Source organism: Aeromonas sp. 603607, from assembly GCF_049171595.1.
Lineage (GTDB): Bacteria > Pseudomonadota > Gammaproteobacteria > Enterobacterales > Aeromonadaceae > Aeromonas > Aeromonas veronii.
In genome coordinates this window covers 107,400-133,906 of sequence record NZ_JAAKOV010000014.1, presented here as the reverse complement: position 1 = coordinate 133,906, position 26,507 = coordinate 107,400, and the positions used below count along the sequence as shown (strand labels likewise).

22 protein-coding genes are annotated in these 26,507 nt (G+C 61.9%); 18 read left to right on the top strand and 4 right to left on the bottom strand.

Translation table 11 applies throughout. The annotated features are described in order from the left end of the window. Positions 1-98: 98 nt before the first annotated feature. The gene (locus G5315_RS14455) at positions 99-1,766 is read right to left on the bottom strand and encodes a methyl-accepting chemotaxis protein (RefSeq protein ID WP_103251177.1); all 1,668 of its coding nucleotides are present in this window, start codon (positions 1,764-1,766) and stop codon (positions 99-101) included. 123 nt (positions 1,767-1,889) lie between these two features. On the opposite strand from G5315_RS14455, the gene G5315_RS14450 reads away from it, so the two are divergent. The 13 genes from G5315_RS14450 to G5315_RS14390 all read left to right on the top strand — a co-directional run bounded on the left by G5315_RS14450 (position 1,890) and on the right by G5315_RS14390 (position 16,282). Then, positions 1,890-2,345, top strand: a complete 456-nt coding sequence (locus tag G5315_RS14450; protein ID WP_216953484.1) for a YchJ family protein — start codon at positions 1,890-1,892, stop codon at positions 2,343-2,345. Between the two features lie 242 nt (positions 2,346-2,587). Further along, on the top strand, positions 2,588-4,261 hold the full coding sequence (gene glpA, locus G5315_RS14445; RefSeq protein ID WP_216953483.1) for an anaerobic glycerol-3-phosphate dehydrogenase subunit A: 1,674 nt from the start codon (positions 2,588-2,590) through the stop codon (positions 4,259-4,261). Then, positions 4,251-5,516: a glycerol-3-phosphate dehydrogenase subunit GlpB gene (gene glpB, locus G5315_RS14440; RefSeq protein ID WP_421333271.1), complete on the top strand. Its 1,266-nt coding sequence runs from the start codon at positions 4,251-4,253 to the stop codon at positions 5,514-5,516. The genes glpA and glpB overlap by 11 nt, the downstream gene beginning before the upstream one ends. 51 nt (positions 5,517-5,567) lie before the next feature. Next, entirely contained in the window at positions 5,568-6,770 is a 1,203-nt protein-coding gene (glpC, locus tag G5315_RS14435; protein ID WP_421333270.1) for an anaerobic glycerol-3-phosphate dehydrogenase subunit GlpC, read from the top strand. Positions 6,771-7,392: 622 nt separating this feature from the next. Then, positions 7,393-8,838: an ammonia-forming nitrite reductase cytochrome c552 subunit gene (nrfA, locus tag G5315_RS14430; protein ID WP_421333269.1), complete on the top strand. Its 1,446-nt coding sequence runs from the start codon at positions 7,393-7,395 to the stop codon at positions 8,836-8,838. A 53-nt stretch (positions 8,839-8,891) separates the two neighbouring features. Beyond that, on the top strand, positions 8,892-9,482 hold the full coding sequence (nrfB, locus tag G5315_RS14425; protein ID WP_421333268.1) for a cytochrome c nitrite reductase pentaheme subunit: 591 nt from the start codon (positions 8,892-8,894) through the stop codon (positions 9,480-9,482). Continuing rightward, entirely contained in the window at positions 9,479-10,171 is a 693-nt protein-coding gene (nrfC, locus tag G5315_RS14420; RefSeq protein WP_421333267.1) for a cytochrome c nitrite reductase Fe-S protein, read from the top strand. Before nrfB ends, nrfC begins: the two co-directional genes overlap by 4 nt. Further along, positions 10,168-11,124: a cytochrome c nitrite reductase subunit NrfD gene (gene nrfD / locus G5315_RS14415; RefSeq protein WP_421333266.1), complete on the top strand. Its 957-nt coding sequence runs from the start codon at positions 10,168-10,170 to the stop codon at positions 11,122-11,124. The genes nrfC and nrfD overlap by 4 nt, the downstream gene beginning before the upstream one ends. 149 nt (positions 11,125-11,273) lie before the next feature. Beyond that, complete coding sequence (nrfE, locus tag G5315_RS14410; RefSeq protein WP_421333265.1) at positions 11,274-13,241, top strand: heme lyase NrfEFG subunit NrfE; 1,968 nt, start codon at positions 11,274-11,276, stop codon at positions 13,239-13,241. After that, positions 13,238-13,852: a DsbE family thiol:disulfide interchange protein gene (locus G5315_RS14405; protein WP_421333264.1), complete on the top strand. Its 615-nt coding sequence runs from the start codon at positions 13,238-13,240 to the stop codon at positions 13,850-13,852. The genes nrfE and G5315_RS14405 overlap by 4 nt, the downstream gene beginning before the upstream one ends. Next, the gene (nrfF, locus tag G5315_RS14400; protein WP_421333263.1) at positions 13,849-15,054 is read left to right on the top strand and encodes a heme lyase NrfEFG subunit NrfF; all 1,206 of its coding nucleotides are present in this window, start codon (positions 13,849-13,851) and stop codon (positions 15,052-15,054) included. Before G5315_RS14405 ends, nrfF begins: the two co-directional genes overlap by 4 nt. Before the next feature lie 91 nt (positions 15,055-15,145). Further along, positions 15,146-15,733, top strand: coding sequence for a DUF2268 domain-containing putative Zn-dependent protease (locus G5315_RS14395; protein WP_421333262.1), 588 nt, complete (start codon positions 15,146-15,148; stop codon positions 15,731-15,733). 96 nt (positions 15,734-15,829) lie between these two features. Then, the gene (locus G5315_RS14390; protein ID WP_421333261.1) at positions 15,830-16,282 is read left to right on the top strand and encodes an NUDIX hydrolase; all 453 of its coding nucleotides are present in this window, start codon (positions 15,830-15,832) and stop codon (positions 16,280-16,282) included. A 98-nt stretch (positions 16,283-16,380) separates the two neighbouring features. Here the strand turns inward: G5315_RS14390 and phnX are convergent, their stop codons facing one another. Genes phnX through phnW form a run of 3 tightly spaced genes read right to left on the bottom strand, consistent with a single transcriptional unit; the run spans position 16,381 to position 19,791 of the window. After that, on the bottom strand, positions 16,381-17,220 hold the full coding sequence (phnX, locus tag G5315_RS14385) for a phosphonoacetaldehyde hydrolase (RefSeq protein WP_421333260.1): 840 nt from the start codon (positions 17,218-17,220) through the stop codon (positions 16,381-16,383). After that, positions 17,213-18,652, bottom strand: coding sequence for an aspartate aminotransferase family protein (locus G5315_RS14380; RefSeq protein ID WP_421333259.1), 1,440 nt, complete (start codon positions 18,650-18,652; stop codon positions 17,213-17,215). Before G5315_RS14380 ends, phnX begins: the two co-directional genes overlap by 8 nt. Further along, positions 18,649-19,791: a 2-aminoethylphosphonate--pyruvate transaminase gene (phnW, locus tag G5315_RS14375; RefSeq protein WP_421249914.1), complete on the bottom strand. Its 1,143-nt coding sequence runs from the start codon at positions 19,789-19,791 to the stop codon at positions 18,649-18,651. Before phnW ends, G5315_RS14380 begins: the two co-directional genes overlap by 4 nt. Positions 19,792-20,055: 264 nt before the next feature. Between phnW and phnR the strand changes: the two genes are divergently transcribed. The 5 genes from phnR to G5315_RS14350 all read left to right on the top strand — a co-directional run bounded on the left by phnR (position 20,056) and on the right by G5315_RS14350 (position 26,428). Next, a complete protein-coding gene (phnR, locus tag G5315_RS14370) occupies positions 20,056-20,763 on the top strand; it encodes a phosphonate utilization transcriptional regulator PhnR (protein WP_162519648.1) in 708 nt (235 codons plus the stop codon). A gap of 120 nt (positions 20,764-20,883) precedes the next feature. After that, entirely contained in the window at positions 20,884-21,903 is a 1,020-nt protein-coding gene (locus tag G5315_RS14365) for a putative 2-aminoethylphosphonate ABC transporter substrate-binding protein (RefSeq protein ID WP_043824248.1), read from the top strand. Between the two features lie 272 nt (positions 21,904-22,175). Continuing rightward, complete coding sequence (locus tag G5315_RS14360; protein WP_042080961.1) at positions 22,176-23,270, top strand: putative 2-aminoethylphosphonate ABC transporter ATP-binding protein; 1,095 nt, start codon at positions 22,176-22,178, stop codon at positions 23,268-23,270. Continuing rightward, positions 23,267-25,003: a putative 2-aminoethylphosphonate ABC transporter permease subunit gene (locus G5315_RS14355; protein ID WP_421333258.1), complete on the top strand. Its 1,737-nt coding sequence runs from the start codon at positions 23,267-23,269 to the stop codon at positions 25,001-25,003. The genes G5315_RS14360 and G5315_RS14355 overlap by 4 nt, the downstream gene beginning before the upstream one ends. Before the next feature lie 18 nt (positions 25,004-25,021). Beyond that, positions 25,022-26,428 carry an FAD-dependent oxidoreductase gene (locus tag G5315_RS14350; protein WP_421333257.1) on the top strand — a complete coding sequence of 469 codons (1,407 nt, stop codon included), beginning with the start codon at positions 25,022-25,024 and terminating at the stop codon, positions 26,426-26,428. The last annotated feature ends 79 nt before the right edge of the window (positions 26,429-26,507 follow it).

The following is a 26,507-nucleotide window of genomic DNA, read 5'->3' as shown; positions in this document are numbered from 1 at the left end:
CCGATTTTCACACATTATTGCTCGATCCCCAAATAAAGCGCGGTCTGAACCGGGGTTCAGACCGCATTGTTGAGTGAATATCACCGAGATGGTCGGGCTCAATAACGGAACTGGGAGACCAGTTTGCGCAATTTGTCACCGGTATTGGCCAGATCGCGGGTGGTGCTGTTGGACTCCATGGCTGCGTCGGTCAGCTCGCTGACGATCTGCTGGATCGCTACCAGGTTCTTGTTGATCTCCTCCGACACCGCATGCTGCTCTTCGGCGGCGGTAGCGATCTGGATATTCATATCGTTGATGGTACTGACCGCCATCACCATGCTGTCGAGGGAGCTGGCAATATGGCTTGCCTCCTGCACCGTCTCCTGACTGCGATCCTCGCTCGCCTGCATCACATCCACCGCCTGCTTCACCCCCCCTTGCAAGCGCTGGAGCATCTCATTGATCTCTTTGGTGCTCTGTTGGGTACGACCGGCCAGCGAACGCACTTCATCCGCCACCACCGCAAAGCCGCGACCCTGCTCACCGGCACGGGCCGCCTCGATAGCGGCATTCAGCGCCAACAGGTTGGTCTGCTCGGCAATGCCGCGAATGACCTCCACCACCGAGCCAATCTTGGCGGTCTCTTGGGCCAACTGTGCGATGACGCCAGCAGCAGTATGCACCTCCCCCACCAGTCGGTTGATGCTGTTGATAGCCGTACTGACCACACCACGAGCTGCGTCGGACTCACGGGCGGCATCACTGGTTGCCGTCGCCGCGTTGGAAGCACTGGCCGCCACCTCCTGGGCAGTGGAGCTCATCTCGGTCACCGCAGTCACCACCTGATCGGTTTCCCGGCTATGGCCATGCATCTGCTGGTCATAGTGCTCGCTCAGATGGTGCAGCTTGTCAACAGCGGTGAAGAGATGGTTACTGGTCTCGCCAACCTGACTCACCACCGACTGGATCCGCTCGACAAAGCGGTTGAAGGCGCTGGCCAGCTGGCCAATCTCATCGTCGCTCTGCACCTTGAGGCGCTGGGTGAGATCCCCGTCACCATTGGCAATATCGTTCAATGCCAGCACGGCATCAGCCAGCGGCTTGGTAACCCGATTCCCCACGATCACGGTCGCCGCCAGGGTGACACCCAGGATCAGCAAGATCACCAGCACACTGCTCTGCAGCGACTCGTGCATATTGCTTTCGCGCTCGGCGCGCAGGGCCGCCAGCTCGTTGTCGATGTCATCGATATAGAAACCGGTACCGATAACCCACTGGTATTTGTCGAGCGCAATGTTGTAGGCGAGCTTGGGAGCATCACGACCAATGGAAGGTTTGGCCGTCCAGTACTCGGCAAAGCCATCCCCCTGACGGGCCACCTTGATAATGTCCTGGATCAGCAACTTGCCCTTGGCATCCTTGTCGTTCCAGCGATTTTTTCCCTCCAGCTCGGCACGGGTAGGCAGCAATATGGTATTGCCCTCGAAGTCATAGACAAAGAAATAGCCATCGCTGCCGTAACGCAACGGCCTGAGCAGCTCTTTGACCTTCTGACGATTTTCCGGAGAATCCGGCTGTGCATAAACGGCATCGACGGCGGTTTTGGCCATCATGATGTAACTGCTGAGCAGCGCTTTACGCTCCTTGATGGCATTCTCCCTCGCCACCACCAGCTCAGACTCCAGGTCGCTCTTGGAGACCATGTAGTTACTGAGATTGACCACCAGGGCCATCAGCAGCACGGGTACTGCACCCAATAACAGGATTTTCTGTTTTAGCGTCATCTTTCACATCCTTGCAGCTGTTTTTATTGGAATTCCTTGCTTACCCATCAGTATAGGTGCTGGCAGGGCGAGCCCAGCTTTCGTTACAATTCCCTTAAACAAATCGGCCAGAACGTGAAAATCATGAATCTTTGTCCTTGCGGCTCAACCCTTTCTCTCGAATTGTGCTGTGGCTTACGTCACAGTGGCGCGGTGGCTGACACCCCGGAGCAGCTGATGCGCTCGCGCTACAGTGCTTTTGTGCTTGGTCTGGGGGAGTATCTGGTCTATAGCTGGCACCCGGCCCACCTTGGCGGTCTCACCGCCGAAGAGCTTTCACGCATCGAAACCCGCTGGGATGGTCTCGAAATCATCGCCAGCCAGGGCGGCCCGGAGGATGAAACCGGGATGGTGGAGTTCAAAGCCTGGTTTCTGGAAGGGAATGAGCGTCACTGCCTCCATGAGCGCTCTCGCTTCGTGCGTTATCAGGGCCGCTGGGTCTACACCGAGGGAGAGCAGGATCCGGCGCCCCTCAAGGCGGGGCGCAACGATCCCTGCCCCTGTGGCAGCGGCAAAAAACACAAAAAGTGCTGCGGCTGACCCCTAACACACCCACCAGACTCGTCAAACAGTGACAAGGGGCATCCGATGCCCCTTTTTTGTGCCTGTTATTCGCCACCAGCCCACAAACCGATGCGATAACAAGCGTGACAAATGTCACATAATGCTCATTAACGCGCGAGCAAATGAGCGTTTGCGAGCGCAAATTTGGCCCATATCAAACATTTCCACTCAGAAGTAGGCCACACTGGCCTCATCTGGAAGAGATGAGACGGGCAACAATGAAAAGAATAACTACACAAGTCGTCATCATAGGCGGCGGTGCCACAGGGGCCGGCATCATGCGCGATTGCGCACTGCGCGGCATCGACTGCATCCTGCTCGAGCGCGATGATATCGCCGCCGGCACCACCGGCCGCAACCACGGCCTGCTCCATTCCGGTGCCCGCTACGCGGTGACGGATCAGGAGTCCGCCCGCGAATGCATCCAGGAAAACCGCATCCTCAAGCGGATTGCCAGCCACTGTGTCGAAGACACGGGCGGCCTCTTCCTCACCCTGCCGGAAGATGACATCAATTTCCAAACCACCTTTATGGATGCCTGCGCCCTGGCCGGTATCGAAACCCGCCAGCTCGATCCCGGTGAAGCCCTGCGCATGGAGCCCAACGCCAACCCGGCGATGATCGGCGCCATCCATGTGCCGGACGGCACGGTCGACCCGTTCCGCCTCGCCGCCGCCAACGTGTTGGACGCTAAAGAGCACGGCGCGCGCATCTTCACCCACTGCAAGGTGCTGGGACTCTTGCGCACTCAGGATCGGGTACACGGGGTCAAGGCGATCAACACCCGCACCGGCGAAGCGTTCGAGGTGGAGTGTCAGGAGGTGATCAACGCCGCCGGCATCTGGGGCCAGCAAATTTGCGAATACGCCGATCTCGGCATCCGCATGTTCCCTGCCAAGGGATCCCTGCTCATTATGGATTACCGCATCAACCAGCTGGTGCTCAACCGCGCCCGCAAACCGGCGGATGCGGACATTCTGGTGCCGGGCGATACCATCTCCCTCATCGGCACCACCTCCAGTCGCATCGATTACAACAAGATTGACCAGCTCACCGTCGAACCCGAAGAGGTGGAGGTGCTGCTGCGCGAGGGGATCAAGCTTGCCCCCATCATGGCCCGCACCCGCCTGCTGCGCGCCTACGCGGGCGTTCGCCCGCTGGTGGCGGTGGACGGTGACGACACCGGCCGCAACATCAGCCGCGGCATAGTGCTGCTGGATCACGCCGAGCGCGACGGTCTCAAGGGCTTTAACACCATCACCGGCGGCAAGCTGATGACCTACCGCCTGATGGCCGAATGGGCCACCGATCTGCTGGCCAAAAAGCTTGGCAACAGCAAGCCCTGCCGCACCGCCGAGCTCAATCTGCCCGGCTCGCGGGATCCGGAGAAGGTCTCCGCCCCGGGGCTCTCGGTGCCTGCCGAAGGGTCGGCCCAATACCGCCACGGCGAGCGGGTCATCGCCTTCTTCCGTGACAATCCGAAAGCGAACGCCCTCATCTGCGAGTGCGAAATGGTCACCGCGGGCGAAATCGAATACGCCCTGCGCGAGCTGGATGTGGACAACCTCATCGACCTGCGCCGCCGCACCCGCCTCGGCATGGGCCCCTGCCAAGGCGAGCTCTGCGCCTACCGCGCCGCAGGTCTGATGCAGGAGTATGGCAAGGCTGACGGTCGTCAGGCCTGCGTCATGCTGCGCCAGTTCCTGGAGGAGCGCTACAAGGGCACCCGCCCGGTGCTGTGGGGCGATGCCCTGCGCGAGGCCGAGTTCACCTACTGGATTTACGAAGGGCTGTTTGGCCTGGGAGAATGGACGGCGCCGCAGCTGGTTGCCGATACCCCACGCGGCCCAACCAGCGAGACCACTCACAAGGAGAGCCGTCATGAAGTTTGACAATATCGTTATCGGCGGTGGCATGGCGGGACTCTCGGCTGCCCTGCGGCTGGTGGAGGCAGGCCAGAAGACCCTGCTGATGGCCTCCGGCCAGAGTGCCCTGCACTTCTCCTCCGGCTCGGTCGATCTGCTCGAAAGCGAGGGGGATCCCCGCGCTGCGCTGCCTGCCTTTATGGCAGCCCATCCGGATCACCCCTACAGCAAGGTGGGGATGCAAAATATCGAAGCGAGTCTGGCCGATCTGCAGCGCCACTGCGCCGAGCAGGGATTGCCGCTGGTTCGCCAAGACACCAATCACCAGCGCCTGACTCCCATCGGCACCCTCAAGCGTACCTGGCTCTCCCCCGATACCTGTGCCTGCGTGACCGATGCGCCGATCCCGGATGTACTGCTGCTGGCCACTCTCGAAGGCTTTCGCGACTTTCATCCGGCACTGGCGGCGGCCAATCTGGCGACCCATCCGCGCTTCGCCCACTGCCGCATTCTGACTGGCGAGATCCGCCTGCCCCAGCTGGCCGAATTCAGCCGCAATCCCCATGAGTTTCGCTCTGCCGACATCGCGCGCCTGTGTGACAAGCACCATCTGGTGGCCGATTTGGCCAGCGAGATCAGTCGAATGGTGCAGGAGAGCGGCGTGCCCGACTGCCGCCATATCGTGCTACCAGCCTGCCTGTCGCTGGGGCTGGTTGGCCCGCGTCTGGCGGAGCTGGAGCAACGTACCGGCTGCACCATCAAGGAGGTGGCGACCATGCCGCCGTCGCTGATCGGGATGCGGATGCAGGAGGCGCTCAAGCGCCGCTTCATGGCCCTTGGCGGCACTTTCCTCACCAGCGAGCGGGTGCTGGGCGCCCGTTACGAGGGGGATCGGGTGGTCGGCGTACACACCCAGAATGGCGATGATCAGCTGTTTGAAGCGGACAACTTCGTGCTCGCCTCCGGCAGCTTCTTTAGCCGCGGTCTGGAGTCCCGTCTGCGCGGCATTCGCGAACCCATCTTCGATGCCGATGTGCTGAGTCTGGAGGAGCGCGACGCCTGGGCCGGTCGTCGCCTGTTCGACCACCACCCCTTTATGGGTTTCGGAGTCAAGACCGACGACAAGCTGCGTGTGCTGCGTGGCGGCAAGCCGCTCGCCAACCTCTACGGCGCTGGCAGCGTGCTGGCTCACTATGACCCCATCAAGGAGGGGTCAGGTTCAGGTGTCGCCGTTGCCACCGGCTGGCAGGCCGCCGGCCATATTCTGGGCGCCGCCCAATGATTTATTTGTCCCATATCCCGTGCCTTCACACCCTACGGGAGGAGAACTGACATGCTACTGGATCACGCCAACCAAACTTTCGATCAGTGCATCAAATGCACCGTCTGTACCGCCTACTGCCCGGTGGCCAAGGCCAACCCCGCCTACCCCGGCCCGAAACAGGCGGGCCCGGATGGCGAGCGGCTGCGGATCAAGAGCCCGGAGCTGTTCGATAGCGCCCTCAAGCACTGCACCAACTGCAAGCGCTGCGAAGTGGCCTGCCCGAGCGGGGTGCGCATCGGCGACATCATCGCCAAGGCCAAACACCAGTACAGCGGCTTCAAACCGGGGATCCGCGAGTTCGTGCTCTCCCACACCGATCTGATGGGCAGCATGTCTACCCTGATGGCGCCGGTGGTCAACTTCACCACCGGCCTCAAGCCGATGAAACTGGTGCTGGACAAGGCGCTGGGGGTCTCATCCCACCGCGACCTGCCCAAATACTCTCAGGGCACCTTCCGCGGCTGGTACAAGAAGCAAAAAGAAGCTCAGGCTCGTTATGAGCGCCAAATCGCCTACTTCCACGGCTGCTACGTCAACTACAACCACCCGCAGCTTGGCAAGGAGCTGGTGCAGGTGCTCAACGCCATGAACATAGGTGTGCAGTTGCTGGAGCGGGAGAAGTGCTGCGGCGTGCCGCTGATTGCCAACGGCTTCATGGACAAGGCCAAGCAGCAGGCGGCCTTCAACATCAAGCAGATGGAGAACTCCCTGCTGGGCAACGAGATGCCGCTGCTGGCCACCTCCTCCACCTGCGGCTTTACCCTGCGCGATGAATATCCCCACCTGCTGGAGCAGGACAACCATAAGGTGCGGGATCGCATCTCGCTGGTGACCCGCTTCCTGTGGAACGAGTTCTACAAGGGCAACAAACCGGCGATGAAGCCGCTCAATCTGCACATCGTCTACCACACCCCCTGCCACATGGAAAAAATGGGGGGCGTCATCTACACCCTCGAATTGCTCCGCGCCATTCCCGGGGTCAAGGTGACGGTACTGGAGTCCCAGTGCTGCGGCATCGCCGGCACCTACGGCTTCAAGTCGGAGAACTACCAGACCAGCCAGACCATCGGCGAGGGGCTATTTGATCAAATCAACCGCCTCTCCCCCGATCTGGTGATCACCGACTGCGAGACCTGCAAATGGCAGATCGAGATGAGCACCAGCTTCCGCTGTGAACATCCAATCCACCTGCTGGCTCGGGCTCTGGCATAAGATGAGCGTGACCATATCCGCTGGTGTAAACCCCGAAGCCGGGGTATTCGTTGGTTCACCACCATGCCTTTGGGGCTGCAACCCAAACAGTATCTGATCACGATAAGAGCTGAAAGGAGCCGGCATTGCCGGCTTCTCTCATTGATGTTGCCGACCATCTCGCCCATCGGCGGAACGCCCGGCCCGTACAGACTGTAACCGACAGCCCTCTCAAAAAGAATATTTATTCATTTATTATTTTTATACCCATAAATAGATAATTGATATGACAGATAACCCTGCATGCCTTGCCAAATAACACAGGCATACCTCAGGTGTCGCTCCGTCCCGCCACAGAGACTCATTACACTTCCAATATTCTGACTTTCTTAATAATTTAACCGGGATCTCATTTCTATCTGTTGGCGCTCTCGGTAATTGATCTAGCGCAAGCCCCCCTCTGATAAATCATCATTCTTTTTACCCATTTGGTAATATCCAACTCGAGCAATCGCATAAAAACATGGGTTTTATTCACTAATAACAATGAAGCGGCCTGCCTGCTCCTGCTTGGCGGGGGCGAACCAATGCCCACATCCAGGATGGAACTGTCAGGTCTGGCAATGAGATCGATTAGGGAGTGATGATCGTGAGTTCACGCAACAGACAGATCAAGCTGGGCCTCGTCGCCCTGCTGCTGACCACCTGCCTTGGCTCCAGCGGCTGGGCACAGGCGACCGACGAGGCACAAAGCAAGGGCAAGATTGAGGCGCGCAGCGAGCTGTTCGCCAAGGATCACGCCGATCAGTTCACCAGCTGGAAAGGCACCAGCGAGAGCAAGGAGCGCACCGACGCCCTGGCGGAAGATCCGCAGATGGTGGTGCTCTGGGCCGGCTACCCCTTCTCCAAGGATTACAACAAGCCGCGCGGTCACTTCTATGCCCTGACCGACGTGCGGGAAACCCTGCGCACCGGCGCCCCGAAAACAGCCGAAGATGGCCCCCTGCCCATGGCCTGCTGGAGCTGCAAAGGCCCGGATGTGGCCCGCGTCATCGACGAGCAGGGTGAGGATGGCTACTTCAAAGGGATGTGGGCCAAGGGCGGCCCCGAGATCGTCAACACCATCGGCTGCGCCGACTGCCACGACACCGCCTCGAAGGAGTTCAAGGAGGGTAAACCGGCCCTGCACCTCTCCCGTCCCTATGCCGATCGGGCCATGACAGCCATCGACAAGCCGTTCAAGGAGCAGGGGCGCTTTGATCAGCAGTCCCAGGTGTGCGGCCAGTGCCACGTGGAGTACTACTTCAGCGGCCCCACCAAGGCGGTCAAATTCCCCTGGGACAAGGGCACCACGGTGGAGCAGATTGAGGCCTATTACGATGGAATCGGCTTTGCCGACTGGACCCATGCCCTCTCCAAAACCCCCATGCTGAAAGCCCAGCACCCCGAGTACGAAACCTGGCGCGCCGGCATTCACGGCCAGAACAACGTCGCCTGTGTCGATTGCCATATGCCCAAGGTGCAGAACGAGCAGGGCAAGGTCTACACGGATCACAAGGTGGGCAACCCCTTCGATCGTTTCGAGCAGACCTGCCGCAACTGCCACACCCAGAGCAAGGAGATGCTGCAAGGGATCGTCAAGCAGCGCAAAGAGGCGGTGATCGAGACCAAGCTGAAGGTCGAGAAGCAGCTGGTACACGCCCACTTTGAAGCCAAGGCGGCCTGGGATGCTGGCGCCACCGAGGCAGAGATGAAGGATATTCTGCAGGACATCCGTCACGCCCAGTGGCGCTGGGACTACGCCATCGCCTCCCACGGGGTGCAGATGCACGCCCCCGAAGTGGCCCTCAAGGTACTTGGCAGCGCGCTGGATAAAGCCGCTGACGCCCGCACCAAGCTGGCGCGCCTGTTGGCCAGCAAGGGGATCAGCCACGAGATCGCCATCCCCGACATCTCCACCAAGGAGAAAGCGCAAGCCGCCCTTGGCATGGATATGAAGCAGTTCAACAGCGACAAGGCCCAATTCCTCAAGACCACGGTCCCCGCCTGGGATGCCGAGGCCAAAGCGGCCGGACGGCTGGCACAGTAACGGCGCCTGCGGGTCCGGCGCCAAGTCGGGCCCTCAGCGGATGGAGGCTTCCTATGGGTGATTTAACGATGGATTTTTTACGACTGATGCTGATGGCAGCCATGCTGCTCACCAGCCTGCAGGGTCAGGCGGCCGAGCCGGCAGCAGCCCCTGTTCCAGCTACACATGAGGTGGAATTTTTACGCAATCCCGACAAGGCCTGCACCGACTGTCACAAGGAGCAGAGCGAAGGGATGCACGGCAAGCATGGTCAGGCGACCAATCCCAACAACCTTAAACAGGTGACCTGCACCAACTGCCACGGCCAGCCCTCCCCCCAGCACAGGGAAGGGGTCAAGGATGTGATGCGCTTCAGCCACAGCCTGAAGGATAAAGAGAGCATCAAGCTTTATCCCATCAGCGAGCAGAACGGGGTCTGCATGAGCTGCCACGAGCCCAAAGAGCTTCGCGAGACGCTCTGGGCCCACGACGTGCACGCAACCAAGCTCACCTGCACCAGCTGCCACCAGCTGCACCCGGCCAAGGAGCCCATGGTGGCGATCCCGGAGAAGTCCCGCATCAAGCTTTGCGTCGACTGCCACAGCAAGCAGCATGAGGCCGTCAAGGCCAAGGCGAACACCACCTCGGGCAAGGAGGCACAATGAGCTGCTCTCGCCGTCACTTCATGGCGGGGATGAGCGCGGGGGCCCTCATCATGATGACGGGGGCTGCTCGTGCCAACACCCGATCCCTTGCCACCACCCTCGCCCACAGCCAGACCATCGATGGGATCCGCTATGGCATGATCCACGACGAGACGGCCTGCATCGGCTGTACCGCCTGCATGGATGCCTGCCGGGAGGTGAATCAGGTGCCAGAGGGGGTCTCGCGCCTCGAGATCATCCGCTCAGGCCCGGTCGGTGAATATCCCGACGCCGAGTACCGCTTCTTTCGCAAGTCCTGCCAGCACTGCGACAACGCCCCCTGCGTGCATGTCTGCCCGACCGGCGCTTCCCATATCCGCAAGGAGGATGGCATCGTCGATGTCGACGCGGATCTCTGCGTCGGTTGCATGTATTGCCTCGCCGCCTGCCCCTATCAGGTACGCTTTATCAACCCTGTGACCCGAGTGGCAGACAAGTGCGACTTTTGCCGCAAGACCAACCTGGCGGCGGGCAAGGAGCCAGCGTGCGTGGAATCCTGCCCCACCAAGGCGCTGGTGTTCGGCAATCTGGATGACCCGGACAGCCCCATCGCCCAACGGCTGGTGAAGGAGACCACCTATCGCTACAAGCAGGCGCTCGGCACTTCGCCCAAGATGTACCGCGTGCCCAAAGGGGAGATAAAGTCATGACGATGCAAGAGGCGTTTCACTTCCCCTCCCTTGTGTGGGACTGGCCCATCGCCATCTATCTCTTTCTGCTCGGCATCTCCGCCGGGGCCACCACCCTCTCGGTGCTGTTGCGAAGCAAGGGGGCCGGCAGCGAGAGCGGCATCATCAAGGCGACCGCCATTCTGGCGCCAGCGAGCGTGATCCTGGGGTTACTGATCCTTATCTTCCATCTGGCCCGCCCCTGGACCTTCTGGAAGCTGATGTTCCACTACCAGTTCGACTCAGTGATGTCGATGGGGGTCATGCTGTTTCAGCTCTATATGGCGGTGCTGTTCGCCTGGCTGGCGGTGGTGTTTCGCACCGAGATCGAGACAATGCGCAGCCGGTTGCTGAAAGAGAAGTTCGCCTTTGTGGATGATCTCATCGCTTGGCTTGCCCGCATCGAACGGCTGCTGGCGCCGCTCTTGCTGCTGCTTGCCGTGCTGCTAGGGGCCTACACCGGCTTTCTGCTCTCGGCACTCAAGACCTATCCGCTGTTGAACAACCCGGTGCTGCCGGTGTTGTTTCTGGTCTCGGGCATCAGCTCCGGTATCGCCTCCACCATCTTGCTGGCGGTGACGCTCTTCAAGGAGAACCATCACAGCCAGGGGGTGAGCTTTGTCCACCGCTTCGAGCGGCCGGTGCTGGCAGTGGAGATGCTGCTGCTGGTCTGCTTCTTTACCGGCCTCTACTTCGGTGGCGGCCAGAAGGAGGCTGCCATGTGGGCCGCCATCGGCAGCGGCTTCTGGGCTCAGGTGTTCTGGGTCGGGGTGGTGGGCATCGGCATGCTGCTGCCCCAGTTGCTGGCCCTGCTGACCCCGGCGCCCCTGCGGGAGCGAAACGGCCATCTGGTACTGGTCTGCAGCCTGACCCTGGTGGGGATCCTGCTGCTGCGCTACTTCGTGCTCTACGCCGGCCAGATGACGGTCGTTTAAAGATATGATCACCAGCGCCAGCCGCCCTCGGGTGACTGGCGCTTATTTGTTGCGATGAGTTGTTGCCAAGAATGTGGATGTTATCCCCCAGCGCCGGTACGGTGCAGACGCTGCGGCATAACATAGACGAATGATTGACTGGAGGTTGTGTGCTGGCGGAGCTCGGCTATCTCTCACTGTTGCTGGCGACCGGACTCGCCCTGCTGCAAGGCACCTTGCCCTGGCTGGGATTACGGCTCGCCTCACGCCCGTTGCTCGGCTGCGCAACACCGCTGGCCCTCTTGGTCGCGATCCTGCTCGGGGCCGCCCTGCTGCTGCTCGCCAGCTGTTTTGGCCTCGATGACTTTACCCTGGTCTATGTGGCCCAGCACGCCAACAGCGCCCTGCCGCTGGGCTTCAAGCTGGCGGCGGTGTGGGGCGGCCACGAGGGCTCCATGCTCTTCTTCGTCTTTGCGCTGGGGCTGTGGGGCGCTCTGGTGGCCCTTTGCTCCAGGCGGGTCGATCCGCTGATTACAACTCGGGTATTGGCCATCATGGGGCTGATCGTCGGGCTGTTCGCCCTCTATACCCTGATCTTCTCCAGCCCGTTTGACCGCCAGTTCCCGGGGCCGCTGGAGGGGCGCGATCTCAACCCCATGCTGCAAGATATCGGCCTGATCATCCACCCGCCCTTGCTCTATCTCGGTTACGTCGGCTTTGCCGTCAACTTCGCCTTCGCCATGGCGGCGCTCCATTCGGGCAGGCTGGATGGTGCCGTGGCCCACTGGAGTCGCCCCTGGGCGCTCGGCTCCTGGGTGTTTCTCACCGCCGGTATCGTGCTGGGCTCCTGGTGGGCCTATTACGAACTGGGCTGGGGTGGCTGGTGGTTCTGGGATCCGGTAGAAAATGCCTCCCTCTTGCCTTGGCTGCTCGGCACCGCCCTGCTGCACGCCCTGATTGTCTGCGAGAAGCGCGGCGCTTACGGCCACGCCGTGCTGCTGCTCTCCATCTTTACCTTTGCCTTGAGCCTGCTCGGCACCTTTGTGGTGCGCTCCGGGGTGCTCACCTCGGTGCACGCCTTTGCGGTGGACCCCAGCCGCGGCCTCACCCTCTTGTTGCTGCTCGGTTTGCTATTGACCTGCGCCCTCACCCTGTTTGCCCTGCGTGCAGACATTCGCGCCCCCTATGCCCGCTTTGGCTTGCTGTCAAAGGAGGGGCAGCTCGGCGCCGCCATCCTGCTGCTCTGCGTGGCCTGCGCCAGCGTGCTGCTCGGCACCTTCTACCCCATGGTGTTCCAGTCGCTTCATCTGGGTTCGCTCTCGGTGGGTGCCCCCTATTTCAATACCATCTTCGTGCCGCTGGCCCTCTGCCTGATGGCGCTGATGACCCAACTGCCGCGCCTGCGCTGGCAGCAGCTTGCGACACATTCCCGACTCAACGCTCTGTTGCCGCCGCTGTTTGGCCTGCTTGGCGGCGGGCTCATTAGCCTTGCCTATCTGGAACAGGGATCGTTTTCCGGTAACTGGAACGGCATCCTCGCCAATATGGTGAGCCTCTGGCTGATAGCCAGCCTGCTGCTCCCGCTCTTGCAACTGACGTCGCTGCGTGAACTCACCCTCAATCGGTTCGGCAGCCTGCTGGCCCACCTCGGGGTGGCGGTGTGCGCCCTCGGCATCGCGCAAATGAGCCACCACAGTCAGGAAGGAGGCACAGTGCTAAGTGCCAACCAGCCCTACCAGCTCGGTGCGTTCGAATTTCGCTATGAGGGACGCGAGCCGATCATCGGCCCCAACTACACCGCCGAGCGCATCACGCTCAGCGTGCATAAAGAAGATAAAGAGATCGCCAGGCTCACCCCAGAGCGACGTCACTACAGCGTGCGCACCATGAACATGAATGAACCCGGCATCGCGTGGGGAATGCTCGGCGATCTCTACGTGGTGCTGGGTGAGAAGATGGGACCAGATGCCTATGCCATGCGGCTGCACTACAAGCCGCTGGTGCGCTGGATCTGGCTCGGCGGCCTGTTGATGATGGCGGGCGGCACCCTGCGCCTGCTCGCCCGTCGCCCCTTGCTTGCCTCCCGTCCCGTTGCGGTTGGCACCTCCCATCCCCGGCTCGAACAGGAGGTGTTATGAGATCCCGCCTGCGCCTCTTTCTTCCACTGCTGCTGACCCTGGGCCTCGGCGCCCTGCTTTGGCTCGGCCTTGGCAACAATCCCTACAGCCAGGATGAGGCGACGCTCGGCCGTACCCTGCCTGCGTGGCAAAGCAACAATCTGCTGGATGGGAGTCCGATCCAGACTGCCAGCCTCAAGGGCGAGCCCTTTGTCCTTAACGTCTGGGCCAGCTGGTGCGCCAACTGCCGCGCCGAGCATCCGCTGCTCAGCAAGCTCGCTGGCACAGTGCCCCTCTACGGCCTCAATTACCGGGACAAGGGGGATGCCGCCCGCGCCTGGCTTATCCAGGCGGGCAACCCCTATCGCGCTATACTGGCCGACCCCGACGGCAAACTGGCCCTTGAGCTCGGCGTCTACGGCACACCGGAGACCTATCTCTTTGACAGCGATGGCACCCTGCTGACCCGCCATACCGGCCTGCTCACCCGGGAGATCTGGCAACGTCAGTTTGCCCCCCTGCTCGACCAGGCGCGAACTGATGCGCAGATAAAGGCCGCTACAACGGCACCCGCAATTGCGCCATCTATTGCGCCGTCTATTGCAATATCAGCTCTGGAGACACAGCCATGATGCGCCGTTCTCTTGCCTGCGCCCTGCTGGCCCTCGGCATGCTGCTGAGTGCAACTGCATATTCCAGCGGGGTCGATACCTATCAGTTTCGCCATCCCGAGCTGCAAAATCGGGCGCAAGAGCTTGCCCGCGCCCTGCGCTGCCCCCAGTGCCAGAACCAGAACCTGGTGGAGTCCAACTCCCCCATCGCGCGGGATCTGAGGCTAGAGGTCTACCGCTGGGTGGACGAGGGGCAGTCTGATGAGCAGGTGATCGCCCGCATGACGGAGCGCTTCGGCGATTTCGTCCGCTACGATCCCCCCTTCAAGAGCAGCACGGCGCTGCTGTGGGGCGGCCCCCTGCTGCTGTTGGGGCTGGCACTGTTGATCCTGTTTCACCGCCTGACACGCACAAAGGCGCAACCCATCCCTGCCGTTAAGGCCATCGATGAGGCCCCCCCTCAACCCGCCGCCGATCCGCGCAGCGAATTGAATTTGCTGATCATGCACGGGGAGCAGGCAGGCCTCTCCCCCGACCAACCACTCTACAGGGAGCTGAGCGCCGCCCGTTTGGCCAACGCCATCCCGGCGGCTGAGCTGGCCCTGCGCACGCAACTGGCCAGCCAGCGTGACAATCGCGGCCGCAATAACCAGCACGGGCGGACCTTGTTGCTGCTTGGCATCATGGCCATCGCGGCCGTTGCCGCTGTGTATTTCAGCAGCGGCCGCTATCAGGCATGGCAGGATTATGCATCCCGTCCCGATCCGCTGGCGGGGTTGAGCCCGCGGGATCTGCAGGACAAGGAGCTGGGGAGTCTACATCAGAAGCTTCAGCGCAGCCCCGCCGATCTCGACAGCTGGGCGGCGCTCGGCCAGCTCTATCTCTATCGGGGTGAATATGACAACGCCCTGCTCGCCTACCAGCGTCTCGCTCTGCTGGAGGGGGGCGCCAGCGCGGCGACCCAGGCCGCCCAAGCCACCGTACTCTACTATCAGGCGGGCCAGCAGCTGACTCCCGAGGCAACCCGCCTGCTGGAGAGCGCCCTCAAGCAGGATGCGGGGGAAGTGAGCGCCCTGATGCTGCTCGCCTCCGATCACTTCCTGCATGGCCGCTACAGCCAGGCCATTGCGCTGTGGCAGCAACTGCTCGATGGCGAGCGCCCTCGCATCAACCGGGCCGCGCTGATCGAGGCGATCCAGACGGCAAGCATAATGGGCGGGTAACCCCTTGATTGAATGAGGGTAATCGTGGTGATATGGCGCCGCGACCACGCAAGTGGCTCAGCACTCTCTTTCAATAGACAAGGATGTCTGGATGCAACTCACCCTGTTAAACGACTCGGGCAAATTCGATGGGCTCGATGACACCATTAGGCACGTTTTTGCCGAGACGGCGCACAAATTGAATGCCTTGTTCGATCTCTCCCAACTGGATGTCACCTTCAGCCCTTTTGCCGAGGGGGATGCTCCCGATTCGGGTATCGGTGGCTGGGCCATCAACATGTATCGAATAGAACTCCAGCTTGATCTGGAACGGCCCGACATCAAAGAGGTGATCATCACCGAATTGCCTGCCGTGCTGGCCCACGAAGTCCACCATATCGTGCAAAAGAAGAACAAAGTGGAAGCAGAAACACTGGCCGAAAACCTGATTTTTGAAGGGCTGGCCTGCTACTTTGAGCAGAGGTTCAATGGTGGCACACTCCCCTCGCTGTTCAAGGAGTCTCATCACCATGACTGGCAATCGCTCCTGGCAGAGATGACGCCCCATCTATCCAGCAAGCAGTTCAACTATTTAGACTTTTTCTACTGCCGTGATAACCGGCCATTTCCCAAATATGCCGGTTACTGGGTGGGGTTCAATCTGGTGGCCAACTATCTGGCCAAAAATGGCCTGAATTAAATAGAGGTCATGGGCCTGCCCGCCGAGGCGTATTTCAATTAACACGCCGTCACACTGTTCATGGCTATCACAGAGCCCAAATCCGGAGAGAAGATCATGATCCCCATTCGCTGCAAGGCCGTCTCTGGCGTTGCCCTCACCACTGTCGATGGCGAAACAAAATTGCTGGTGATGAAGCGGGTCAAGGGAGGCTTCTGGTGCCATGTGGCGGGCACGGTGGAGGCGGGTGAAACCGGCTGGCAGACCATTATTCGGGAGTTTGGCGAAGAGACGGGGATCAGGGTCACCGAACTCTACAACGGCCAGTATCTGGAACAGTTTTACGAGGCGAGCTTGAATACGGTGGAGGTGGTGCCGGTCTTTGTGATCTATTGCCCGCCCAATCAGGCGGTGACCCTCAACGACGAGCACACAGACTATCGCTGGTGTTCCCTGGCCGAGGCCAAGGCGCTGGTGAGTTTCCCCGGCCAGAAGGCGCTCTACGACCATATCTGGCACCATTTTGTCGACAACGCCCCCTCTCCCCTGATGCGGGTCGATATCCGCTGACCGCGCACGGCTTCCCCCTGTAAATGCAACACGCCCCCGGATGGGGGCGTGTTATATCTAAAGCCAGCCAAGCGCTTTTGTTAGCCCAAGCAGATGGCCTACGGCCGCTCGCCAGCGGCCAGACGGCGGTTGATATCGGCGATAACCGGGGCGATGTCGGCCAGGGTATCAATCACATAGTGTGCCCCCGCCGCCCGCAGTTTGGCCTCGGCCGGTGCGCGCCGGGCGGCGATCTCCGCCTCGCTCATGGCGGCAAACTCTTCCCAAGTGGCACCAAATTCGTTGCCGGAAACCGACAATCCCACCGTCCACATGCCCGCGTTAAGCCCTTCGCTGATACCCGGCACGGCGTCATCCACCTTGATGCAGCGATGCACCGCACTCACTCCCAGCTCAATCACGTTGGCCAGCGCCATCCAGGGGCCGGGGCGACCACCGGCTTTGAGGTCATCGGTAGCGACCCAGTGATCCGGGCGATAGCCGTGATCGGCCGCCGCTGGCACCAGCGCCTCCATGACTGGACGGGGGTAACCGGAGCAGGAGCCAATGCGCATCCCCTGACCCCGCAGAGCGTCCAGCACCGGCAGCACACCGGGGATGGGGTCGGCGAAGCGGGTCACGGCGGCAATCTGCAGCGGCATAAAGGTGTGATAAATGTGGTCCACCTCGGCGTGGCTCATGGGGTGGCCGAAGCGGGCCTGCCAACGCGCATCAACCAAAGGCAGACGGCCCAGCGTGGCGATATGATCCCACTTGCCAAGGCCCATGGGCTGGCGTGCTTCGTCCAGAGTCACGGGAAAGTCATAGGCGCGGGCGAAGGCCTCTACGAAGATGGAGGTGGGGGCGAAGGAGCCGAAATCGACGACGGTGCCGGCCCAGTCGAGGATCAGCGCCTCCACGTCGGTGGTAGGGTCGATGGCAGTCTGCAAGTCAGTCATGGTGGTGTTCCTGTTTCGGTGAAAGTGCGATCTCGCCGAGGGCGTGATCGAGAATGGTGATGGCCCGCACCAGATCGGCACGGGCGATATTGAGTGGCGGCGAGAGCTGGATGACATTGCCCTGAGAGACCTTGAAGCTGAGTCCCAGCTCCAGACAGCGGTAGAGCAGCCGCTCGGCGGCCTGGCTATTGCGGGTGCGACTCTGGTGATCGACCACCAGATCGAGCGCCCAGAGCAAACCGATACCGCGCACCTGCCCGATCAGCGGATGACGTTCGGCCAACTTGCCGAGCTCGGCCGCCATAAAACGGCCATCCTCCTGCGCTTTTGCCAACAATCCAGCTTCGCGGATTGTCTCTATAGTGGCGAGGGCCGCCGCGCAGCCGATGGGGCTCTTCTCGTGGGTGTAGTGACCGAGCGAAATAGCTGCGGCCTGATTGAAACGGTCGCGGGTGATGAGCGCGGCAAACGGCACCACCCCGCCCCCCAACCCCTTGCCTAGACAGATGATGTCGGGCTCGATGCCGAACTCTTCAAAGCTGAACCAGTGGCCGGTGCGGCCCAGGGCATTGGGGATCTCGTCGACGATCAGCAGCACCTTGTGGCGATCGCAGATCTCGCGCACCCGCTGCCAGTAGGCCTTCGAGGGCACCTGCACATCGGTGTTGCGGATAGGTTCGGCGATAAAGGCGCCGATCCCTCCCTCCTTCTCGATGACGTACTCCAGATAATCGGCGTAGTGCTGGTCATCCCCCTCCCCGCGATACCAGACGCCGCGATAACGGGTGGGCGGTGGAATGCGCTCCACGCCGGCCATCAGCGGGCCCATACCAGCGCGAAAACAGGCCTCGCCACCAACCGAGATGGCATCGAGGGAGGCGCCGTGAAAGGCATCCCACAGGGACACCACTTTGCTGTTGCCGGTGATGAAACGGGCAAGCTTCAGGGCAATCCCCACCACCTCGCTGCCGCCGGGGGCGAACAGCACCCGGTTGAGATCGCCGGGGGCCAGTTCAGCCAGGGTGCGGGCGCAGTCGATGGCAACCTGATGGGTGTAGCGGCGGGGTGCAAACGGCAGATTGGCGAGTTGCTGCTGCACCGCGGCCACCACCCTGGGGTGGCCGTGGCCCAGCTGATGGACGCTGTTGCCGTGAAAATCGAGGTAACGCTTGCCCGATACGCTGGTCAACCAGCTCCCCTGCGCCCCCTCGATCAAATCCAGACAGGGGGTGGAGAGTGCCTGATGGAGAAAGTAGCGGCTATCCTCCGCCAATCCCGCCTGCACCGCCTCGCTCTGGTCAGCCCACCAGCGCGCCCGCCCCTCGCCAAGGTTGATATCCCCTTCGCTATCGGCGCGGCCGCTGCCGTGCAGCTTATGGTCATGCAAATCGCGGCCACGCAGATCACGACCCTGAGCCAGCATGCTGGTCATCGCGCGTCCCCTTGCCAGTAGCAGGCGCTGGCCATGGCGGCGAGCAGAGCGCGCACCCGCTCTGGGGTCACATCACCGATATTGCCGATACGGAAGCAATCGGCCTGGGAGACCTTGCCCGGGTAGATAACAAAACCCTGTGCCTTGAGCCGCTGGTAGAAGTCGGCGAAGCGGTAGTCAGGGTGGGTCGGAGAGTAGAAGGCGGTGATGATGGGAGATTGCCACTGTTCTGGCAGCAGTGGCGCAAAGCCGAGGGCAGCCATCCCCGCCACCAGCGTGCGCTGATTTTCATTGTAACGCTGATGGCGGGCGGCGATGCCCCCCTCCTCGTCCAGCTCGCGCAGCGCCTGGGCAAAGGCAAGCACGGTATGGGTGGGCGAGGTAAAGCGCCACTTGCCCCCTTGCTGCTCCATGGTCTGCCACTGGGCGTGCAGGTCGAGGGAGACCGAGCGGGCACGACCGGCGCAGGCCGCCAGCGCAGCGCGGCGGGCGATGACGAAGCCAAAGCCCGGCACCCCCTGAATGCACTTGTTGGCCGAGCTGATAAGAAACTCGATGCCAAGGCGTCCCATGTCGATGGGGATACCGCCAAAGCTGCTCATGGCATCGACGATCAGGCGAATGCCGCGGCGCTGGCAGAGCGCAGCCACCTCCTCAAGGGGGTTGAGCATGCCGGTGGTGGTCTCGCAATGCACCATGGCCAGATGGGTGATCTCGGGGTGGCGCACCAGCATCGCCTCGATGGCGGCGGGTTCGGGGCGGTTGGTCTCGCCGCAATCCAGCTCGTGGTGGCGCAGGCCAAGGCAGCGGGCCATCTCCCCCATGCGGGCACCATAGGCGCCGTTGTTGATGATCAGCAGACACTCATCGACGCCTATCGCCGAGCCCAGCACGCTCTCTACCACATAGCTGCCACTCCCCTGCAGCAAGACGGCGCTGTAGTCACTTTGATATTCAGGGCCGGTGGCGAGGCGCACCAGCTCGCGGCGGATGGGCTCCACCACGCCCTGGTTGTAGTCCGCATCCCAGGTGCAGCTGTCTTGCAGCATGGCGGCGCGCACCGTGGCAGTGGTCGAGAGGGGGCCCGGGGTCAGCAGCAGGTAATCGACGGCGGCGGAGGCCGCAGGAATATGGGTCATGACTTCGCTCCTTTGGTATATACCAGAATGAGCACATTGTGGGTAACTGCCCCGCCAAGGTCAAAGGGGTGGCGCTACGTGCAACAAAAAATTCATTTTCAGCGCCGGGATCGCGATAATCTAGGAAGCCTGAACAGCAGGGGCGCTGCTGGTATCTACCAACGCATGTTGATGTTGCCGTGTAACGACCGGGCAGATGACCTGCCCTGTGCCCAGCCCATTGCCCAACTCATTGCACAACTTATTGCAAAACCAGGAATTTTCATGAGCAAACCGCAATACCTGCAGATCAAGGATGCCCTCGCCAACCAGATCCTGGCGGGGGGTCTGGCCCCCAACGACAAGCTCCCCTCCGAGCGGCTGCTGGGGGAACTCTATGGCACCACAAGGGTCACCATCCGCGAGGCACTGGTGCAGCTGGAGGCGAACGGCCTTATCTATCGGGAGGATCGCCGCGGCTGGTTCGTCACCCCGCCGCGCTTTCGCTTGAATCCCAGACGCACCTCCAACTTTCACCAGATAGTGCGGGAGCAAGGGGGTGAGCCGCGCACCGAGCTGCTGGAAAAAAACCGCCAGGCGGTGCCGCCCGCGTTGATGGCGCAGTTGCAGCTCAAGCCGTTCGACAGCCTGTTTCTGCTCAAACGGCTGCGCTACGCCAACGGGCGCGCTATCTGCTACTGCGAAAACCACTGCCTGCCAGAGCGGGTGCCCGGCCTGCTGGAGCTGGATCTCAACGGCAGTCTGACCGAGATCTACCAGGCCCATTACGATCTCCACTACGCCCGCATGCAGGTGCGCTTTTTTCCCACCGCCCTGCCGGACGAAGTGGCCAAGGCGCTGGGGGCCACCGCCGGTCTGCCCGCCCTACGCCTCGAGCGGCTCAACTTCGATCAGCACGGCCGGGTGCTCGACTTCGATCTGGAGTACTGGCGCCACGACAGTCTGGAGATCGAGGTGGATACCCAGGATTAGTCACGGATAAATCAGGAACGGCAAAACGTCACGGGGCTGTCACGGTCACGTCATAAAGATCCCCTAGCCTCTCTCTCGACCAACCTGGTTTATACCAAACCAATCTAACTGGAGAAGAGGATGAAACAGGGAACCCATCTGCTGGCCGCCGCCGTGCTGGCTGCCATGACCGCCCCGGCACTGGCCGCGACCGATCTCACCGTCTACACCGCCTTCGAACCGGAGCAGCTCAACGAGCTGAAAACCGCGTTCGAACGCCAGCATCCGGACATCAACATCAAGTGGGTGCGTGACTCCACCGGCGTGGTCACCGCCCGCTTGCTGGCAGAAAAAGCGCAGCCCAAGGCGGATGTGGTGTGGGGACTGGCCGCCACCAGCCTGATGCAGCTCGATCAGCAGCAGATGCTCAATGCCTATGCACCGAAAGGACTGGAGAAGCTCGACAGCCGCTTTCGCGACAGCAAGGCCGAGCCGCACTGGATCGGTCTGGACGCCTTCTTCAGCGCCATCTGCTTCAACAAGGTAGAGGCGGAAAAACAGGGGATACCGGCGCCCACCAGCTGGGCCGACCTCACCAAGCCCATCTACAAGGGCAAGGTGATCATGCCCAACCCCAGCTCCTCCGGTACCGGTTACCTGAGCGTTGCGGGCTGGCTGCAGACCATGGGCGAGCAGCAGGGCTGGCAATTTATGAACGGCCTGCACCAGAACATCGACCGTTACACCCACTCGGGCTCCGCCCCCTGCAAGCTGGCCGCCAGCGGTGAAACGGTGATCGGTATCTCCTTCGACTTCCCGGCTACCAGCCTCAAGGCCAAGGGTGCCCCCATCGAGGTGGTGTTCCCGAAAGAGGGGTCGGGCTGGGATATGGAGGCCGCCGCCATCATCAAGGGCACCCCCAAGCTGGAAGCCGCCAAACAGCTGCTCGACTTTGCCGCCACCGAACAGGCCAACGCCCTCTACAACAAGTCGTTCGCCGTGGTCGCCATCCCCGATGTAGCCCAACCGAGAGCGGGCTATCCGGCGGATATCAAAGGCCAGATGATCGACAACGACTTTAGCTGGGCAGCCCGCGAGCGTAACGCCATCCTGGCCCAGTGGAGCGCCAGCTTCGACGGCAAGACCGAAGCCAAACAGTAAGCGTGAAGGGCGGCGGTTTGTTCACGCCAGACACACCGCTGCCAATAAACAGCCAGTCGAAGGCCAACAGCTGTTGGCCTTCGCTTTTTGGTTTTAACTTCCCGAGTTTGCATTGCCTTCAATTAGCGACGCTTCGCCCATCCACACAGGGCCCAGCCACTTGCTGACGACCCGATCTCATCTGACTGTCATCAAGCTGTCATCCCCCGATCACCTGACCGTCACACTTCACCCGCAAACTGGTATATACCAAATCAGTAGCGAGTCGAACCATGACCCAGCCCTATCTGGACATTCAACATCTCAACAAGCAGTTCGGTGCTTTTCAGGCCCTCAAGGGGATCTCTCTGACCATTGAGCCGGGGGAGTTTATCTGCTTTCTCGGCCCCTCCGGCTGCGGCAAAACCACCCTGCTCAGAGCCATCGCCGGCTTGGATCTGCCGGACAACGGCGAGATCTGGCAAGGGGGGCGCAATATCTCCCGCCTGCCGCCCCAGGAGCGCGATTTTGGCATCGTGTTTCAGTCCTATGCCCTCTTCCCCAACCTGACGGTGGCCCAGAACATCGCCTTCGGCCTTGAGAATCAGGGGCTGGCGCGGGATCTCATCAAGGAGCGGGTCGATCACTGGCTGGGGCTGGTGGATCTAACTGCCCAGTCCCACAAATACCCGAGCCAGATCTCCGGCGGCCAGCAGCAGCGGGTGGCGCTGGCCCGGGCGCTCGCCCTCTCCCCCGGTTTGTTGCTGCTGGACGAACCGCTCAGCGCGCTGGATGCACTGGTGCGCACCCATCTTCGCAGCGAGATCCGCGCCCTGCAGCAGCGCCTTGGCATCACCACCATCATGGTGACCCACGATCAGGAAGAGGCGCTGACCATGGCCGACCGCATCGTAGTGATGGAGGGCGGCCGCATCGTACAGGTGGGCACCCCGCAGGAGATCTACCACCAGCCTGCCAGCCGCTTCGTGGCAAGCTTTGTCGGCACCATGAACTTCCTCGAGACCCTGGTGCTGAGCCCCACTCAGGTGCGCCTCAACGAACAACCGCTGCAACTCGCCAACCAGGCCGCTGCCGGCAGCAAATTGCAGGTGGCGATCCGCCCCGAGGCGATCACCCTGAGTGCGCCGAGCGAGCCGTATCTTGGCCAACATGGCGTTGAAGCAACCATCGATCAGGTGGAGTTTCTCGGCGCCGCCCAGCGCCTTATCTGCACCGCCGACACCTATCTGGGCCCGCAGCAGATCCTGGTGGAGCGCCCGACCCACGAGCTGCCCCGCCACGAACAGGGTGGCTGGCGCAGCGGCATGCGCTGCTCGCTGCACTGGCCCGCCGGAGCGATGCAGCTGTTTGAAGGAGATCGCCCATGACAGCCCCCTTCGCGACCTCCTCCCTGTTGCCGCCAGCGACAGCCCGCCAAGACTCTCGCTGGCAGCGGCTCTGTCGCGGCTGGAGCCGGGATCAGCTGCTGCAACTGATCCTGCTGGTGCTCGGCATCGCCCTGCTCACCGGCGGTCTGCTGCTGCCACTGCTCACCATGCTGCAAAAAAGTCTGCAGGATGAGAACGGCCTCTGGGTGGGCCTTGCCAACTTCAGCGCCTACTTCGACTCCCCTCATCTGGGGCGCACCATCGGCAACACCCTCTGGCTCGGGGTGCTGATCACCGCGCTGGTGGTGACCATCGCCTTTGGCTACGCCTACGCCCTCACCCGCACCTGTATGCCGGGCAAGCCCCTGTTTCGCCTCATCGGTTTGATCCCGCTGTTGATGCCCTCCCTGTTGCCCGCCATCAGTCTGGTCTACTGGTTTGGCAATCAGGGGATCGCCAAGGGGCTGCTCGGCGGCGAGAGCATCTACGGCCCCATCGGCATCGTCATTGGCCTTGGCTTCTGGTGCTTCCCCCACGCCCTGATGATCCTTATCACGGCGCTGGGTCAGAGCGACGCCCGCCTCTATGAAGCCTCCCGGGTGCTGGGCAGCAGCGGCTGGCGCACCTTTGTCACCGTCACCCTGCCTACCGCCCGTTATGGCCTGCTCAGCGCCGCCATCGCCGTCTTCACCCTCACCATCTGCGACTTCGGGGTAGCCAAGGTGATTGGCGGCCAGTACAGCGTGCTGGCTACCGATATCTACCGGCAGGTGATCGGGATGCAGAACTTCTCACTCGGCGCCGTTGCCAGCGTTACCCTGCTGCTGCCGGCACTGTTGAGCTTTGCACTCGAGCACAGAGTGCGCAGCAAGATGCAGGAGCAGAGCAGCACCAAGGCGGTGCCCTATCAACCCAAACCCCATCGGCTGCGGGATCTGCTGGCGCTCGGTTGGTGTACCCTCTGGGCCCTGCTGTTTCTGGCGCTGGTGGGGATGGCGGTTTACGGCTCGCTGGTACAGTTCTGGCCCTACAACCTCGGGCTGACGCTGGATCACTACGCCTTTGACAGCAACAGCGTCTACGGCTGGCAGCCATTTACCAACACCTTGCAGCTGGGCCTCTATACCGCGCTTATCGGCACCGTGCTGGTGATGGTGCTGGCCTGGGCGCAGGAGAAGGGGCGCCACTTCGCGCCGCTGCGCCAGCTGCTGCATCTGCTCGCCATGCTGTCGCTGGCGGTACCCGGCATGGTGCTGGGGCTCGGTTACATCTTCTTTTTCAACGGCAATCCGCTCTTTGGCGGCCTCTACGGCACCCTGCCACTGATGGTGCTCTCCTGCGTCATCCACTACTACACCGTGGGTCATATGACGGCGCTGACCAGCCTCAAGCAATTGCCCAAGGAGCTGGAGCTGGTGGCCATTTCTCTGCGCATTCCGCTCTGGAAGGCGTTCTGGCGAGTCACCCTGCCCGCCTCCCTGCCCGCACTGCTGGAGATCTTTATCTATCTGTTCGTCAACGCCATGACCACCACCTCGGCGGTGATCTTCCTCTACTCGAGCGACAGCGTGCTCGCCTCCATCGCCGTGCTGAACATGGAGGATTCCGGCGATACCGCCGCGGCCGCCGCCATGGCCACCCTGATCCTGCTGGCCGCCGCCACCGTCAAGCTGCTCCAGCTCTTTTTGAGCCGCGCCCTGCTGGATTGCACCCAGCGCTGGCGCCACCAATAACCTTATCGAGGAGTCATCATGTCCACTCTCCCCTTCTGGCTGGCCGAAGCGCTCGCCGCCGAACAGCCCGCGCCGCCCACGCCCCTAGTCGGCAACCACGAGGCCGATGTCTGCATCGTCGGTGGCGGTTTTACCGGGCTATGGAGCGCCATCGCCCTTAAACAGACCGAGCCTGCCTTACGCATCATGGTGCTGGAAAAAGATCGCTGCGGCAGCGGCGCCTCCGGGCGCAACGGCGGCTGCCTGCTCACCTGGTCGGCGAAGTATTTGACGTTAAGGCGCCTGTTTGGCGAGCAGCAGGCCGCATGGCTGGTACAAAGATCCGAGCAGGCGGTACACGAGATCGCCCACTTCTGCGAACAGCACAACATAGAGGCAGAGCTGAGGGTCGAGGGCACCTGCTACACCGCCACCAGCGAGGCGCAGCGCGGCCTGATGGAGCCGGTATTGCAGGAGCTACAGCGCGCCGGTCTTAACCAGTGGCAGGCGATTGCGGAGGGTGAACTGGCGAGCCAGAGCGGCTCCCACGTTCATCTGGAGGGGCTCTACAGCCCCCACGCCGGTTCGGTGCAACCGGCACTGCTGGTGCGCGGCCTGCTGCGGGTGGCGCGGGAACTGGGGGTCGAGGTCTATGAACACTCCCCTATGCGGCGCCTTGAGGCGGGCCAGCCTGCGCGGGTGCAAACGCCACAGGGCGAGGTGCGTGCCCGCAAGGTGGTGCTGGCCCTCAACAGCGCCATGGTGCAGCACTTTCGCGAGTTTCGCCGCAGCATAGTGCTGGTCTCCTCCGATATGGTGATAACCGACCCCGCACCGGATGCACTGGCTGCCCAGCAGCTTGAGCACGGCCGCTCCGTGGTGGATGGCCGCACCTTTGTCCATTACTACCGATCCACCCCGCAAGGGCGGCTGATGCTGGGCAAGGGGGGCAACACCTTCGCCTTTGCCAACCGCCATCTAGCCGAGTTTGATGCCCCCAGCCGCTATCTTGCCCCCCTCACCCGCACCCTGCGCCGCTTCTTTCCGGCGCTTAAAGAGGTGCCCATCGCAGCCAGCTGGTGCGGCGCCTCCGACCGCTCGGTGGATGGCCTCCCCTTCTTCGGCCACTGGCGAGGGCAGCCCAATATCGTCTATGGTCTCGGCTACTCCGGCAACGGAGTGGCGCAAAGCTGGATCGGCGGCCAGATCCTGGCGGCTTTGGTGCGCGATGAAGTGCGGGAGGAGGACAAACCGTGGCGCGACTGCGCCCTGGTAAGCGGCCCGCGTGGCTACTTCCCGCCAGAGCCATTCCGCTGGCTGGGCGCCATGGCGGTGCGCAACGCCATCAGGCGCAAGGAGCGTGCGGAAGATGAAAACCGCCCGGTGGCCTGGTATGACAAACAGCTGGCCAAACTTGCCGATGCGGCGGGCAAGGCGGATAAATAATCGCGCTGACATCGCTCTTGCACGGTTCAGCCACGTCTGGCTACAACAAGCAAAGCGCCGACCCGCACACCTTGCGGCG

Bases quoted from the DNA above. Each gene is read 5' to 3' on its own strand.
- G5315_RS14455 (WP_103251177.1), bottom strand. From the start codon at position 1,766: ATGACGCTAAAACAGAAAATCCTGTTATTGGGTGCAGTACCCGTGCTG.
- nrfD (WP_421333266.1), top strand. From the start codon at position 10,168: ATGACGATGCAAGAGGCGTTTCACTTCCCCTCCCTTGTGTGGGACTGG.
- G5315_RS14355 (WP_421333258.1), top strand. From the start codon at position 23,267: ATGACAGCCCCCTTCGCGACCTCCTCCCTGTTGCCGCCAGCGACAGCC.
- nrfA (WP_421333269.1), top strand. From the start codon at position 7,393: ATGATCGTGAGTTCACGCAACAGACAGATCAAGCTGGGCCTCGTCGCC.
- nrfC (WP_421333267.1), top strand. From the start codon at position 9,479: ATGAGCTGCTCTCGCCGTCACTTCATGGCGGGGATGAGCGCGGGGGCC.
- G5315_RS14450 (WP_216953484.1), top strand. From the start codon at position 1,890: ATGAATCTTTGTCCTTGCGGCTCAACCCTTTCTCTCGAATTGTGCTGT.
- glpA (WP_216953483.1), top strand. From the start codon at position 2,588: ATGAAAAGAATAACTACACAAGTCGTCATCATAGGCGGCGGTGCCACA.
- G5315_RS14380 (WP_421333259.1), bottom strand. From the start codon at position 18,652: ATGACCAGCATGCTGGCTCAGGGTCGTGATCTGCGTGGCCGCGATTTG.
- G5315_RS14350 (WP_421333257.1), top strand. From the start codon at position 25,022: ATGTCCACTCTCCCCTTCTGGCTGGCCGAAGCGCTCGCCGCCGAACAG.
- G5315_RS14360 (WP_042080961.1), top strand. From the start codon at position 22,176: ATGACCCAGCCCTATCTGGACATTCAACATCTCAACAAGCAGTTCGGT.
- G5315_RS14395 (WP_421333262.1), top strand. From the start codon at position 15,146: ATGCAACTCACCCTGTTAAACGACTCGGGCAAATTCGATGGGCTCGAT.
- G5315_RS14405 (WP_421333264.1), top strand. From the start codon at position 13,238: ATGAGATCCCGCCTGCGCCTCTTTCTTCCACTGCTGCTGACCCTGGGC.
- phnX (WP_421333260.1), bottom strand. From the start codon at position 17,220: ATGACTGACTTGCAGACTGCCATCGACCCTACCACCGACGTGGAGGCG.
- phnW (WP_421249914.1), bottom strand. From the start codon at position 19,791: ATGACCCATATTCCTGCGGCCTCCGCCGCCGTCGATTACCTGCTGCTG.
- G5315_RS14365 (WP_043824248.1), top strand. From the start codon at position 20,884: ATGAAACAGGGAACCCATCTGCTGGCCGCCGCCGTGCTGGCTGCCATG.
- nrfB (WP_421333268.1), top strand. From the start codon at position 8,892: ATGGGTGATTTAACGATGGATTTTTTACGACTGATGCTGATGGCAGCC.
- glpC (WP_421333270.1), top strand. From the start codon at position 5,568: ATGCTACTGGATCACGCCAACCAAACTTTCGATCAGTGCATCAAATGC.
- nrfF (WP_421333263.1), top strand. From the start codon at position 13,849: ATGATGCGCCGTTCTCTTGCCTGCGCCCTGCTGGCCCTCGGCATGCTG.
- phnR (WP_162519648.1), top strand. From the start codon at position 20,056: ATGAGCAAACCGCAATACCTGCAGATCAAGGATGCCCTCGCCAACCAG.
- glpB (WP_421333271.1), top strand. From the start codon at position 4,251: ATGAAGTTTGACAATATCGTTATCGGCGGTGGCATGGCGGGACTCTCG.
- G5315_RS14390 (WP_421333261.1), top strand. From the start codon at position 15,830: ATGATCCCCATTCGCTGCAAGGCCGTCTCTGGCGTTGCCCTCACCACT.